The sequence below is a fragment of the Chryseobacterium glaciei genome, assembly GCF_001648155.1.
Taxonomy (GTDB): domain Bacteria; phylum Bacteroidota; class Bacteroidia; order Flavobacteriales; family Weeksellaceae; genus Chryseobacterium; species Chryseobacterium glaciei.
This window is the reverse complement of record NZ_CP015199.1, coordinates 2,094,552-2,106,770: the sequence shown is the minus strand read 5'-3', so window position 1 is coordinate 2,106,770 and position 12,219 is coordinate 2,094,552. Positions and strand designations below refer to the sequence as shown.

Here is a 12,219-nt window from a genome sequence, read left to right as displayed (position 1 = left end):
AAAAATATGAATTTGATTTAAATTAAAATGCCTATCATAAAGAATATGATAGGCATTTTAATTATTTTTTAGTTAATTTTTATTGTTCAAAATTAAAACTTCCTGTCAGAGAATCAATATAAACATTTGTCATTGTCGCAGATTTGAAGCCAAAACCATTCATTGCTCCTTTATTGGATCCGGAATCAATCGCAGCACCGATTGCAGCTCCTACTATTCCTCCTGCCATTGCTCCTATCATCACTCCTCCCGTTTTTGTTTCTGCAAAAAGTTCAGCTCTGGAAGCAATGATGTAAAATCCTTTTTCATTCTTCTTCATTTCCAGAAAACCAACGGGTGTAAATCTGTAAGCCTTTCCTGCCTCAACATAAATAAAAGCATTGCTTAACGATACAATTTCTTCCTTATTTTTCATCCTCACGAATCTTCCTTTTTTATTTTTCTCTATAAAATATCCAAAAGCCGGTTCCTGGTTTGAAAAAGTTTTGAAATCTAAATAAACTCCATCTTTCAGTTCTGGAGCCAAAGATTTATTATTTTTAATTAAATAAGAATAATAGTTATTAATTTCATTTTCAGGAATATACTGGCTTAAAACCAAATTTGTGTAAGAAGCTCTGATAAACTCCGTAATCACATCCGAAATATTCTGAGATAAATATTTTACGATACTCGATGTCTTTCTAGGATCACAAACAATCACATTATCAAAACGATTGATTAAATAATACTTGTCATTTCTTTTAAGAAAACTTGAAATTTTGATTTTAGCTTTTCCGAACATTATTTTTTCATTCGGAGTCTGCTCATCATAAATCTTTAGCTCTTCAAGCATTAAAACAATATCATTATTTCCTGTCCCCTTATTATCTTCCGAATACCAATTGGGTATAAAGGTCTTAAGATCTTCATTAGCAAATTTCACTTCGCCAAAACCTTCTTTTTCAGTCACTTTCCCAATTTCTTTATTTTCCCTATTATCAATTAAAGTAAGAGATTTTGAAAAAGCTTTTTTGTCTTTTATACTTTGTTTCAATTCAATGACTCCAATTTTTTGAGCCGATAGAAAAACTGAAAATAAAAGGAACAGTATTATTTTTTTCATCATTAAATTTTCGCAAAGCTATGAATTAGTTTAAAAATTAAACGACTCTCACAAAAAAAGATTTGTAAGAGTCGTCCAACATTAAAAAAATAAACTATTATGGTGATTGCCTTTGGCCTCCAGCATTTTTGTTTCCGTGAGGTTTTCTTTCATTCATTTTATCTCTCATCATCCCCTCAGATTGAAACAGCTTCAAGACTTTCTGGCAAGGAATAACTTCCTGCATTTTATCTGCGTATTTTTTTCTATTATCTAATAATTTTTGTCCCACTTCAAAACTCTGTTGCAATTTTGCCTTTGCTTCATCATCAGATAAAGTTTCTGGGTTAAAATTGGAATTAAATTGGCTTTTTATCTGTTTTTGGTTATCTATATACTCGTTATAAAGATTTGTAAACTCAGTTTTATCTTGAGGATCAATATCCAGATTATCCATCACCATATTGTTCCTAAACTTTGTAAGAAGTGCTTTTCTTTCCTCTGGAGAAAGATTATTTATTACCTCTTTTCTTTGTTTAGGGTCCATTTTTTTCCAGTCATAATCCGTTTTTTGGGCATTTAAGCCAAAACCATAAATAATAAAAAGTGTAAATAATATCTTTTTCATCTTTCTTTAATTATATAAATCCAAATAAACATCCTGAGTCGAATTGCTTGCTAATTCTGAAATTTCAGAGTTAGAAAACGAATCTAAATATTCATTCATTTGAGTTTCAGTTTTCTTAGAAACCGGCTTCACTGTTTTTGGTGTAGGCGTTTCTTTTGTTTCTATATCCTGTGAAACTAAGCTTCTACTATTTTGATTTACAACTGTTTGATTGTTTTTTTCAACAGAAGTTAAATCTGATTTTAAAGTTTCATAAGCGATCTCGCTTTCCGACTTTGGTGCCTGAGTATCCGCAACATACTTTGCTCCGGAATTTCCAGCATCTTTTGCTGAATCATTACTTTGATTAAAAACAAAAGTAGCTCCAAAGATCAATGCTAACGATGCTGCAGCTGCATAAGCCCAATTCATTTTAAAGATAGGTGCTTTTTTGGTAGCTTTTACATCATTCATTACTTTTTCCTGAATATTTTCAAACAAATTATCAGGAACCTTGTAAATGTTTTTACGTTCTAATTTTTCTATATCGAACTCTTTCATGTCTTTTGCGTCTCAAAAATTATTTCTCGTAATTTTCTTTTATATATTCTTCTATTTTCTGCTTGGCATAGTGATAATTTGTTTTCAAAGTTCCTACTGACATATCTACAATTTTAGATATCTCTTCGTAAGGCAAATCATCATAATACCGCATCATAAATACCAGTTTCTGCTTTTCGGGCAGGCTTTGTATAGCATTCTGTAACAATGTCTGTATCTCTTCTGCATCACTTGATACGTTGTCTGCAACAAGATTCTGCATATAATATTCCGGATCTTCATCGGTCTTCTGCATCTTTTTTAATTTGTTTACCTGCTGTAACGCTTCGTTGGTCGCGATTCTGTACAGCCAGGTGTACAACTGACTATCATTTTTGAACTGATGAAAATTCTGATAAGCTTTAATGAATGTTTCCTGCAAGGTATCCTGCGCAAGGTCACCATCCACAATGATCCTTCTTATATGCCAATACAATCTACTTTGATAAGCATCCATCAACGCGCGAACTCCTTTCTCTCGAGTTCGTGGGTTTTGCATCAGCGTAATAATTTCCGCGTCCTTAATCTTCATAAGATGCTTTCATTGTTTTGGATTACAAAAATAATGGAAAGTTAAATTACTTATTCAATTTTTGATCCAAATATTGAAATAATATCAGATAGTTACGTTTTAAGCTTGAAGCAACGGGCAATAAGCAGATTTATAAAAACTTCCATCTTTGAACTTCCAACTCCCTTTTTAAACTCATCTTAAAATATTATCTTTGTTTTATGCAAATTGTAATTATCGGTTCCGGAAATGTAGCCTATCATCTGGCAAAAGCTTTTGTTCTGAATAACATTCCATTAGCGCAGATTTTTGGAAGGAACGAAAAAGATTTAAATGAAATTTCTGAAGAATTAAATATTCCTTACTCTACAGAAAAACTAGAAGATGCAGATCTGTATATTATTTGTGTAAGTGACAGTTCTGTAGAAAATGTTTCTAAATTAATCACTAAAAAAGATTGTTTAGTTGTACATACTTCTGGTTCTTTACCCAAAGAAATATTAGTAGGAGAATACAGAAAATCAAGCTTTTATCCTTTACAGACTTTTTCTAAATCTAAAGAATTGAATTATGAAAAAATTCCTTTTTTCTTAGAAACTGAAAATGAAGAAGACAAGAAAATACTTTTTGAAATCGCTTCAAAAATTTCCAAAAATGTGATGGAAAGTACTCATGAAAAGAGAAAATATATTCATCTGACCGCTGTTTTTGCCTGTAATTTTGTGAATCATCTTTTTTCAAGAGCGAAGGAAATTTCAGATTCTCAGGAGATTCCGTTTGATTATTTTTTACCATTGATTGATGAAACCGTTCAGAAAATTCATGAAATTGAACCTAAATCAGCACAAACCGGACCAGCTGTAAGAAATGATGCACGTATTTTGCAATTGCATGAACAATTATTGAAAGACGAAAGTCTGGAGATCTATAAAACAATGAATTATTCTATTAAAAAAATGTATGAGTTATAAAGAGAAATTAAAAGATATAAAAGCATTTGTATTTGATGTAGACGGAGTTTTCACAGACGGAAGCGTTTATTTGATGCCGGGAGGAAATATGTCGAGAGTTATGAATGTCTTAGATGGTTATGCAGTCGTTAAAGCTTTAAAAAACAATTATTTAATAGGAGTAATTACGGGAGGAAATGATGAAATGGTAAAACATAGAATCAACTATCTTGGAATTCAGGATTATTACCCAAAATCTCACGACAAAATGGTTGATTTTGAAGATTTTAAAGCAAAATACAATCTTAAAAACGAAGAAATTCTGACAATGGGAGATGATCTTCCGGATATTCATATGATGGAAACGTCTGCTATTGCAACCTGCCCGGAAAATGCTGTTCCTGAAGTGAAAGGAATTTCCGATTACATTTCACCAAAACAGGGTGGAAGTGGAGCAGTACGTGATGTCATTGAGCAGGTAATGAAAGTTCAGGGAAATTGGCATGATGATAATACTCAATCTATTTAATTAATTGAAAATGAAGTTACTATTAGCATCACAATCTCCTAGGAGAAAAGAACTATTATCAAGTTTAGGATTTGATTTTGAGGTTGTAAAAATAGATTGTGAAGAGATTTTACCCAAAAATATTGAAATAGGAGAGGCTGCAGCTTATTTATCTGAATTAAAAGCAAATGCATTCAGAAATCTTGTAGACGATGAAGTTTTATTGACATCTGATACCGTTGTAGCCATTGATAATCAAATTCTTGGAAAACCGAAAGATGAAGCTGATGCAAAAAAAATGTTGCAACAATTATCAGGAACAACGCATCAGGTTTATACAGGAATTACCATTAAAACAATCAATAAAACAATTACAGAAACAGATGTTGCCGATGTAGAGCTTGATGAAATTTCGGATGAAGAAATAGATTTTTACGTTAAAAATTACAAACCTTTCGATAAAGCAGGAAGCTATGGCATCCAGGAATGGCTTGGAATGGCGAAAATTAAAAAATTATCAGGCAGCTATTATACCATTATGGGACTTCCTACTCATTTGGTTTACAAAATTTTGAAAGAAATATAAATATTTTCAATATAAAATTTTATTATTTTTACAAAATCATCAATCTTTTGATAATAAAAAGTAAATTGGCTAGTTATATTGAATAATGAAAAAGAACATTTTATTCCTTTTAGTGGCTTGCATCGTTCTCTCCTGCGGATCAAAACCCAAGAGACCCGATCAGCGATCGAAGTTCATGAAAGGGTTTTCCACATATTACAATACACTATTTAATGCTAAAGATGCGCTAAACAGTGAATTTACGAGTAGAGACAAGGCACATAAAGATAATTTTTATGCTCCGTACATTCCCATTCTTACCTACGAAGATCAACCTTTAGGAAGCGATCTTGGACAATCTTCCGCTTTCGCTGAAAATACAATGAAAATTGCGGAAGTGAACAATTCTCCCAGTAGAAATGGGGCAGGAAGAGCGCCGGGAGCGCCTCCAGGTGCACCTCCGGGCATGCCAGGTGGACTTAATGGAGGGAACCCGAACAGTCAATTGGAACAAAGCGGTCAACCTGAAAATAAAGGAGCAACTGTTCTGGAAATTGCCGAAGCAAAAGCTTTAAAGGCGATTAACAAATATTCTGTGATCAAAAACGGGGAAGAAAAAAACAAGAAAATCTTTGATGCTTATATCATTCTTGCGCAATCAAGAATTTATCAGAACAAATCTGTGGAAGCTCTGGATGCCTTGAACTACGTTTTCACTCACATGAAGAATGACAAAAGAATTCCTTTAGCTAAAACTTATCAGGCTGCAGCCTATGCTCAGTTAAAAGATTATCATAAATCTCAGGAGATTTTCGCTCAATTGAAAACTGAAGATATTAGTAAAGATTATAAAAAAATATCAAGTATTTACTATGCTGAAGCTCTTTTAGATGCAGGAAAAAAAGAAGAAGCTGCAAAAGAACTTGATAATGCCTTTGAAGTTAATACCAATCGAAAACTGAAAAGTAGAATTGCTTTCCTGAGAGGTCAGGTCTTGGAAGGTTTAAATCAAAACGAAAAAGCAAGAGAAAGCTTCATGGCTGCTTATAAATACGCCAATGATTTTGAATTTGAAGTTAAATCTCAGATAGAAATCGCCAAAACCTTTAACGGAAAAGGTGATTATGAAGGAGCCAGAAAATATTTAGAAAATATTAGTGAAAAAGGAACTTATGGTTCCAGAAAGAATGAATTTTATTATGCTTTAGGCTTAATGGCCAACAAAGCAGGTAAAAAGCAGGAAGCTCAGGATCTTTTCAAGAAATCTTTAAAAGAAAAGGTTTCAGATCAGCAGGTTCGTGGGCTGGCTTATTATGAAATAGGAAAGGATTATCTTGATAAAAATGATTACATAGGAGCCGGAAGTTATTATGATTCTGCGCTTGTTGCGATGACTTATGAGCCTTCAAAAGTACTTTTAAAGGAACAATCTATCAACATCAAGAAAATATCCAGAAACTATTATTTAATTAAGAAAAATGACAGTATTCTTACTTTAGCTAAGATGTCTGAAACCCAAAAAACAGATTTCTTCTCTAAACATATCGCGAAATTAAAATTAAAAGAAGAAAAAGAAGAGCTGGAAAGAAGACGTGCAGAAAGAGCTAAAGGTTTTGATACGGGAGATTACAGCGCTAATTCTATATTCGCCAACAGCTCCAATTCTTTTGAAGATTTCGGTACCAGTTCAAAGGGGTTTTATTTCAGTAATACAGGAACCGTTTCGAAAGGATCTTCAACATTTAAACAGGTTTGGGGAGACAGAGCGCTGGTCGATAACTGGCGTTATTCTAAAAAAATGGCAACGATCGATGATATGAAAAACGAAGCGTTGGGCGTTACATCAGCACCTAATCCTAGGCGTTTTGAACCATCTTTTTATATTGAACAGATTCCGACTGATGTTGCTAAATTAGACCAGCTTAAAAAAGACAGAGACACCGCTTCTCTAGGTTTGGGAATTATGTATCAGAATTATTTTACCAATACACCTTTGGCTACAAAAACATTGTACGATTTGGTAGATGTAAAACCTGAGGAAAAAGTAATGTTACAGGCTTTATATGAGATCTTTAATATGAATTTTGAGAAAAATCCTCAGATTGCAGAAAGAGCGAAATCAATTTTGTTAAAAGATTATCCTTACACTTCATATGCAGAATTTGCCAGAAATCCTAAAAACAGTTCATTCGTAAAATCTTCCGAAGATGTCCAGAATGAATATAAAAAGGCCTATGCTTTGTTTGAAGCCGAGAAATTTGCAGAAAGTAAAGCGATCATAGATGGAGCTATTCAGAAGTATCCGAAAGATGCTTTAATTCCTAAATTTTCTTTATTGAATGCATTTAATACTGGAAAATCCAGTGGAAAAGAGGTAATGATTCTACAATTGGAGCAAATTGCTTTAAATTATGGCAAAACTCCAGAAGGAATCAAGGCTAAGGAAATGCTTAATTATTTGAAAAGCGATCTTTCTTTCCAAGAAACTGATAACAAAGGAAATACCCTTCAAAAACCGGGATCTACGCCTATGCAGCCAAACTCTCAGACGATTAATCCGGGATCAGTAAATAATCAGAATAATGGGCAAGCTCAAAAAGCTACACCAACGCAACCTTCTCCGGTTGCCAATTCTGCCGCAGTGCTTTTAGATGAAAGTGCTCCGCCACCAACTCAACCTGGCAGTACACCGGGGCAGAAACCAAAAACTCAAGCTCCGGCAAAACCAAAATAAAATAGAAAAGCGAAGATTACTCTTCGCTTTTTTTATGCAGTTGCTTATTATTTAATTAAATAGAATCAGGTGATTCCTTTTTCTTCACTCCATGGAAATCCTTTAAATAAAACGGTTCGAAATAGGCAATATCCTCAAACTCCTTATTTTCAATTTTTTCTAAGGTTTTCTTTACTAAATACTGTGCAGAAGGATAGATGGTATCATTAAAATCAGCATTTGGAAGTTGTATAATTTCCTGTGCTTTCTTTGCTCCATCTCCTACAAAAAGTACTTTTTTATCCTTAAATTCTTCAAAAGAAGTTTCATCCAGAACCTTTGCTTCGGTTGGCGAGAGTTCTTTTCCGGTATTGCCATCATAAACGGCCGTATAAACCTCCATCCTCCTCGCGTCGATCAATGGAATGATATACTCATAGTTTTGGTTTAAAAAAGGCTCTATCATAGTCTCAAGAGAATTGATAGCAACCAATGGTATTTTCAAACCATAACAAAACCCTTTTGCAGACGAAGCACCAATTCTTAATCCCGTGTAAGAACCCGGGCCTTTTCCTAAAGAAACTGCCTGAATCTCTTTCATCGAAATTCCGGCTCCTTCCAAAGCCCATTCTACAAAAGTGTGCAGACTTTCCGACTGCTTATAATTATCTGAAACTTCTTCGCAAACGCACAATAACTTATCATTGTCTGAAATGGCTACAGAACAGTTTTTGGAAGAGGTTTCTAGGTATAGAATTTTCATTTTACAAATTTAAGAATGTATAGTGATAAAATAATGCTTCCTTTCTAAAATTATTTTTTGTTGATTTTTTTAATTTGTTTATCAAAATCGGAAATTATTTTTTGCGTCTTATTGAATTCATTATACTCAGAAACAGCTTTTTTATCGGCAACCAATTTTGAAATATTTCCTTTTCCTTCTAAAATTTTGTATTCATTAAAGTTCAAAAATTTGTTTACGCTCTCTGCCAAAGCATCCATTGTAAAAGTGTTTTCTCTCTCTATTAAACCTTCAATATAATCAAAATAGCTGGTAACTGTTCGTTCTAATTGCTTGATTTCTGTTTCTTCTAAATAGTTTTTAGCAACAATAATATCATTTTTCAAAACTCTGCCATCCGGAGCATTTTTCCATGTGGTCAAGCCCATATTTTCTTTTTTACTATTCGCCTTTTGATAAATAATTTCTGCTGCTGTTTTTCCTGTAATAGCAAAGTGGAATTTATTCTGAACCATTGCATAAAAAGTTTTCGTTTTCTCAGAATTTCTGTCATAATCAATACTACACTCAGCAAAAATATCTGTGATCTGCTGGTAAACTCTTCTTTCACTAGCTCGTATAGAACGAACTCTCTGTAAAAGTTCTTTGAAATAATCCTTTCCAAAAATAGCCTGACCTTGCTTTAAACGATCATCATCAATTACAAACCCTTTAATGATAAATTCTTTTAAAGTCTGTGTTGCCCAAATTCTGAATTGAGTTGCTTTATTAGAATTCACCCTATAACCTACTGAAATAATTACATCTAGATTATAATATTCTATATTTCTAGAGACACTTCTCTCACCCTCAATTTGAACTTGTGCAATTTTTGCACAAGTTGCTTCTTTATTTAATTCTTCTTCATTATAGATGTTTTGAATATGCTTTGTGATGACAGTTCTATCAACAACAAACAAAGCGGCCATTGCCTTTTGTGTAAGCCAAAATGTTTCATTCTGCAAAAAAACATCCACCCTTACTTCTTCGTTGGGTGTATTATAAATCAAAAAATTTTTTGCACCATTTTCCATCAAATAAATATATTTAAATCTTAAAAAGAATCTATAATGAATTACTTTCTGTAAATAGTTCTAGGTTCAGCTTGGGCAGTAGGATAGATCGTCATATCAGAAACACTCACATGCTTTGGAGCATTCACGCAATAGGCAATCGCATCGGCAATATCTTCAGCTTTTAAAGCCTCATATCCTGCATAAACTGTAGAAGCTTTTTCACTGTCTCCTTTGAATCTAACTAAAGAAAAATCAGTTTCAACAGCTCCTGGTTGAATATTGGTAACCTTAATTCCAAATTCTGTTAATTCTAAACGCATTCCTTCGGAAATTACATCAACTGCTTTTTTGGTGGCGCAATAAACAACTCCGTTGACATAAGTTTGTCTTGCAGCAACAGAACTTATATTCACGATATGTCCGGAATTTCTTTCTTTCATTGCCGGAATAATCATCTTAGAAATATATAAAAGACCTTTTACATTTCCATCGATCATCGAATCCCAGTCGTTTGTATTGCCTGCCGAAAGAGGTTCTAAACCGTGAGCGTTTCCTGCATTGTTAATGAGAACATCAATGCTTTTCCATTCTTCAGGAAGAGAGTTGATCGCGTTCTCAACTTCTTGAAGATTCCTTACATCAAACTTTAAACTAAACATTTCGGTATATTGAGAAAGCTCAGTTTTTAGAGATTCTAAGACCTCAGTTCTTCTTCCGCAAATAATAATTCTGTATCCTTGTTTTGCAAAAAGTTCTGCAGTGGATTTTCCTATTCCGGAAGTTGCTCCTGTGATGAGTATTGTTTTCATTTTAAATATAAAAATGTATTTTAAATAATATAAAATTTTATGACTGAAACTATTTAATTTGCGTCAAATGCTTCAAAAGCATCTATTATATGCTCTATAACCAGCTTTCCCTTTGCATCGGGAAGAACTGAAATGATATCAAATCTTACTTCCTGATCTTTATTAAATTCTTCCAAATAATGATTCGTAGCTGAAACTATTAATGATATTTTTCTTTTATTAACGGCTTCTTGAGGGAGATTAAAAGCGTCTGTTGAACGAGCTTTTACTTCGACAACAACTATTAAACTACCTTTTTCGGTGATAATATCAATCTCTGCTTTTTGATAACGAAAGTTTCTTATCAGAATCTTGTAGCTGTTCTTTTGTAGAAATTCTACAGCTAAGTCTTCTGCCTTTTTCCCGAGGTCATTGTGGTTTGCCATGCCTGGGTTTGAGGGTTTGAGAGTTAGTAATTCTTAAAACTCAATCTTAATAATATTATCAACTTTCATTTTCACATTTCCTCCAATAATCAAAGGCCGGTTGTCTTTAATATGACCATTTGGGAAACCAAAAGCAACAGGAAATTTATATTTTGAAAGTCTTTCTGAGATCAATTTATAAGCGAATTCGTCAAAGCTATTGTTATATTGTGTATTCTCTTTTTCATCTCCCATGTTGGTCATTCCTCCAACAATTAATCCTGAAATTTTAGTAAAAACTCCTGCTAGCTCTAAACTCATAATCATTCGATCAAGAGCATAAAAATTTTCACCAATATCTTCGATGAATAAAATTTTATCTTTAAAATCAAATGAGTATTTTGTCCCAAGAAGAGCAAAAATAAGGGCTAAATTCCCTCCAACCAATTCTCCCTTAGTATTCCCTTTTTTATTAAATTGATCCGGTTTTATGATATATTTTGGAACTTTTCCTTTTAAAACATCAAAAATCAAATCATAACTTTCATCTGTAACTCCGAAACTTGAAGTTTTAATGGTCTGTCCATGAATGGAAGCAAAACCTTTCTTCAACAAATAACTTTGGATCACGGTATTATCAGAATACCCAATGTACCATTTCGGATTTTCTATAAATTTGTTAAGCTTCAAATGCTGAATAAGATGCTGACATCCATATCCACCTCTTGAAGCCCATACTGCGGAAGTTTCTTTGTCATTTAAAGCCCAATTGATATCTTTTATTCTTTCCTTTTCTGTTCCGGCATAGTTATAACCGTTTGAGAATTTACTATAAAGATGTTCGCCTAAAACAGGCACAAAACCTTTATTTTTAATCATTTTTATGCCTGCTTCAAGTTGAGATACATCTACAGATCCAGCAGGAGAAATAACAGCTATTTTGTCCCCTTTTTTAAGGGATTTTGGAAAGATTATTTTTTTCATTTGTTTTTTTGATATTTTACTTCAGTTTTTTCGGCTTCTTCTAATCGCTTATCAAATTGATTGAATTTTTTAAAACTCTGTAAAAAGATAAAGAAACTGAACAGTATAAGAATTCCGCCAACTATTCGTCTGATCTGATTGGCTAATTTTTGTGTTAATTTATCGTGGAATTGTTTTGCCAAAAAGATTTTAGCAAGATCAATACATAAATACGTTCCGATCACCAAACCGATATAAAGAATAAAATTACCTGTATCCGGATATTCTTTTCTCACCGAAATTACGGTAACCAGCCAGAAAAGGATAACTCCGACATTCAAAAGATTAAAGAAAAACCCGTTCATAAAGGTTTTAAAATAATTCTGACTGATAATTTTTTCTTCACCCGGCATGTGCATCTTGGTTTTCGTGACCATCATCACAATTCCGTATACGAAGATTAAAATAGAGGTAACCCTGTAAAATCCGGGATGCTTATCTATTAAACTCACGAGGTCTGCACTCGCATAATACGCCGCAATAATGCACAACAAATCTGCTGTAATTACTCCTACATCTAAAGCCAAGGCATGCTTAGGACCTCTCGAGAAGCTGGTTTCTATTAATAAGAAAAATATTGGTCCGATAAAAACAAGACTCAACATGAATCCTAAAATAACAGCAGAAAGTACTAATTCAAACATTTAA

The 12,219-nt window shown here is 33.1% G+C and carries 14 protein-coding genes; 4 read left to right on the top strand and 10 right to left on the bottom strand.

The features are described from left to right. Positions 1 to 79 precede the first annotated feature (79 nt). The 4 genes from A0O34_RS09415 to A0O34_RS09400 all read right to left on the bottom strand — a co-directional run bounded on the left by A0O34_RS09415 (position 80) and on the right by A0O34_RS09400 (position 2,823). On the bottom strand, positions 80 to 1,105 hold the full coding sequence (locus tag A0O34_RS09415; protein WP_066754043.1) for a glycine zipper 2TM domain-containing protein: 1,026 nt from the start codon (positions 1,103 to 1,105) through the stop codon (positions 80 to 82). Positions 1,106 to 1,202: 97 nt separating this feature from the next. After that, positions 1,203 to 1,712, bottom strand: coding sequence for a hypothetical protein (locus A0O34_RS09410; protein WP_066754041.1), 510 nt, complete (start codon positions 1,710 to 1,712; stop codon positions 1,203 to 1,205). Between the two features lie 6 nt (positions 1,713 to 1,718). After that, entirely contained in the window at positions 1,719 to 2,252 is a 534-nt protein-coding gene (locus A0O34_RS09405) for a hypothetical protein (protein ID WP_066754039.1), read from the bottom strand. Positions 2,253 to 2,271: 19 nt separating this feature from the next. Continuing rightward, entirely contained in the window at positions 2,272 to 2,823 is a 552-nt protein-coding gene (locus tag A0O34_RS09400; protein WP_066754036.1) for an RNA polymerase sigma factor, read from the bottom strand. 200 nt (positions 2,824 to 3,023) lie between these two features. Between A0O34_RS09400 and A0O34_RS09395 the strand changes: the two genes are divergently transcribed. The 4 genes from A0O34_RS09395 to porW all read left to right on the top strand — a co-directional run bounded on the left by A0O34_RS09395 (position 3,024) and on the right by porW (position 7,559). Further along, positions 3,024 to 3,773: a Rossmann-like and DUF2520 domain-containing protein gene (locus A0O34_RS09395; RefSeq protein ID WP_066754035.1), complete on the top strand. Its 750-nt coding sequence runs from the start codon at positions 3,024 to 3,026 to the stop codon at positions 3,771 to 3,773. Beyond that, the gene (locus A0O34_RS09390) at positions 3,763 to 4,281 is read left to right on the top strand and encodes a KdsC family phosphatase (protein ID WP_066754034.1); all 519 of its coding nucleotides are present in this window, start codon (positions 3,763 to 3,765) and stop codon (positions 4,279 to 4,281) included. The genes A0O34_RS09395 and A0O34_RS09390 overlap by 11 nt, the downstream gene beginning before the upstream one ends. 10 nt (positions 4,282 to 4,291) lie before the next feature. Further along, on the top strand, positions 4,292 to 4,846 hold the full coding sequence (locus tag A0O34_RS09385) for a Maf family protein (protein WP_066754033.1): 555 nt from the start codon (positions 4,292 to 4,294) through the stop codon (positions 4,844 to 4,846). An 85-nt stretch (positions 4,847 to 4,931) separates the two neighbouring features. Further along, entirely contained in the window at positions 4,932 to 7,559 is a 2,628-nt protein-coding gene (gene porW, locus A0O34_RS09380; protein WP_082891133.1) for a type IX secretion system periplasmic lipoprotein PorW/SprE, read from the top strand. A gap of 55 nt (positions 7,560 to 7,614) precedes the next feature. On the opposite strand, the gene tsaB is transcribed toward porW, so the two are convergent. Genes tsaB through A0O34_RS09350 form a run of 6 tightly spaced genes read right to left on the bottom strand, consistent with a single transcriptional unit; the run spans position 7,615 to position 12,215 of the window. Further along, positions 7,615 to 8,301, bottom strand: coding sequence for a tRNA (adenosine(37)-N6)-threonylcarbamoyltransferase complex dimerization subunit type 1 TsaB (gene tsaB, locus A0O34_RS09375; protein WP_066754032.1), 687 nt, complete (start codon positions 8,299 to 8,301; stop codon positions 7,615 to 7,617). 50 nt (positions 8,302 to 8,351) lie between these two features. Further along, a complete protein-coding gene (locus A0O34_RS09370; RefSeq protein ID WP_066754030.1) occupies positions 8,352 to 9,353 on the bottom strand; it encodes a virulence RhuM family protein in 1,002 nt (333 codons plus the stop codon). 41 nt (positions 9,354 to 9,394) lie between these two features. Next, the gene (locus A0O34_RS09365) at positions 9,395 to 10,144 is read right to left on the bottom strand and encodes an SDR family NAD(P)-dependent oxidoreductase (protein WP_066754028.1); all 750 of its coding nucleotides are present in this window, start codon (positions 10,142 to 10,144) and stop codon (positions 9,395 to 9,397) included. A gap of 53 nt (positions 10,145 to 10,197) precedes the next feature. Further along, positions 10,198 to 10,569 carry a YraN family protein gene (locus A0O34_RS09360; protein WP_066754026.1) on the bottom strand — a complete coding sequence of 124 codons (372 nt, stop codon included), beginning with the start codon at positions 10,567 to 10,569 and terminating at the stop codon, positions 10,198 to 10,200. Between the two features lie 33 nt (positions 10,570 to 10,602). Then, positions 10,603 to 11,532 carry a S66 peptidase family protein gene (locus A0O34_RS09355; RefSeq protein ID WP_066754024.1) on the bottom strand — a complete coding sequence of 310 codons (930 nt, stop codon included), beginning with the start codon at positions 11,530 to 11,532 and terminating at the stop codon, positions 10,603 to 10,605. Then, entirely contained in the window at positions 11,529 to 12,215 is a 687-nt protein-coding gene (locus tag A0O34_RS09350) for a LysE family translocator (protein WP_066754022.1), read from the bottom strand. The genes A0O34_RS09355 and A0O34_RS09350 overlap by 4 nt, the downstream gene beginning before the upstream one ends. Between the last annotated feature and the right edge of the window lie 4 nt (positions 12,216 to 12,219).

Bases quoted from the DNA above. Each gene is read 5' to 3' on its own strand.
- A0O34_RS09415 (WP_066754043.1), bottom strand. From the start codon at position 1,105: ATGAAAAAAATAATACTGTTCCTTTTATTTTCAGTTTTTCTATCGGCT.
- A0O34_RS09410 (WP_066754041.1), bottom strand. From the start codon at position 1,712: ATGAAAAAGATATTATTTACACTTTTTATTATTTATGGTTTTGGCTTA.
- A0O34_RS09405 (WP_066754039.1), bottom strand. From the start codon at position 2,252: ATGAAAGAGTTCGATATAGAAAAATTAGAACGTAAAAACATTTACAAG.
- A0O34_RS09400 (WP_066754036.1), bottom strand. From the start codon at position 2,823: ATGAAGATTAAGGACGCGGAAATTATTACGCTGATGCAAAACCCACGA.
- A0O34_RS09395 (WP_066754035.1), top strand. From the start codon at position 3,024: ATGCAAATTGTAATTATCGGTTCCGGAAATGTAGCCTATCATCTGGCA.
- A0O34_RS09390 (WP_066754034.1), top strand. From the start codon at position 3,763: ATGAGTTATAAAGAGAAATTAAAAGATATAAAAGCATTTGTATTTGAT.
- A0O34_RS09385 (WP_066754033.1), top strand. From the start codon at position 4,292: ATGAAGTTACTATTAGCATCACAATCTCCTAGGAGAAAAGAACTATTA.
- porW (WP_082891133.1), top strand. From the start codon at position 4,932: ATGAAAAAGAACATTTTATTCCTTTTAGTGGCTTGCATCGTTCTCTCC.
- tsaB (WP_066754032.1), bottom strand. From the start codon at position 8,301: ATGAAAATTCTATACCTAGAAACCTCTTCCAAAAACTGTTCTGTAGCC.
- A0O34_RS09370 (WP_066754030.1), bottom strand. From the start codon at position 9,353: ATGGAAAATGGTGCAAAAAATTTTTTGATTTATAATACACCCAACGAA.
- A0O34_RS09365 (WP_066754028.1), bottom strand. From the start codon at position 10,144: ATGAAAACAATACTCATCACAGGAGCAACTTCCGGAATAGGAAAATCC.
- A0O34_RS09360 (WP_066754026.1), bottom strand. From the start codon at position 10,569: ATGGCAAACCACAATGACCTCGGGAAAAAGGCAGAAGACTTAGCTGTA.
- A0O34_RS09355 (WP_066754024.1), bottom strand. From the start codon at position 11,532: ATGAAAAAAATAATCTTTCCAAAATCCCTTAAAAAAGGGGACAAAATA.
- A0O34_RS09350 (WP_066754022.1), bottom strand. From the start codon at position 12,215: ATGTTTGAATTAGTACTTTCTGCTGTTATTTTAGGATTCATGTTGAGT.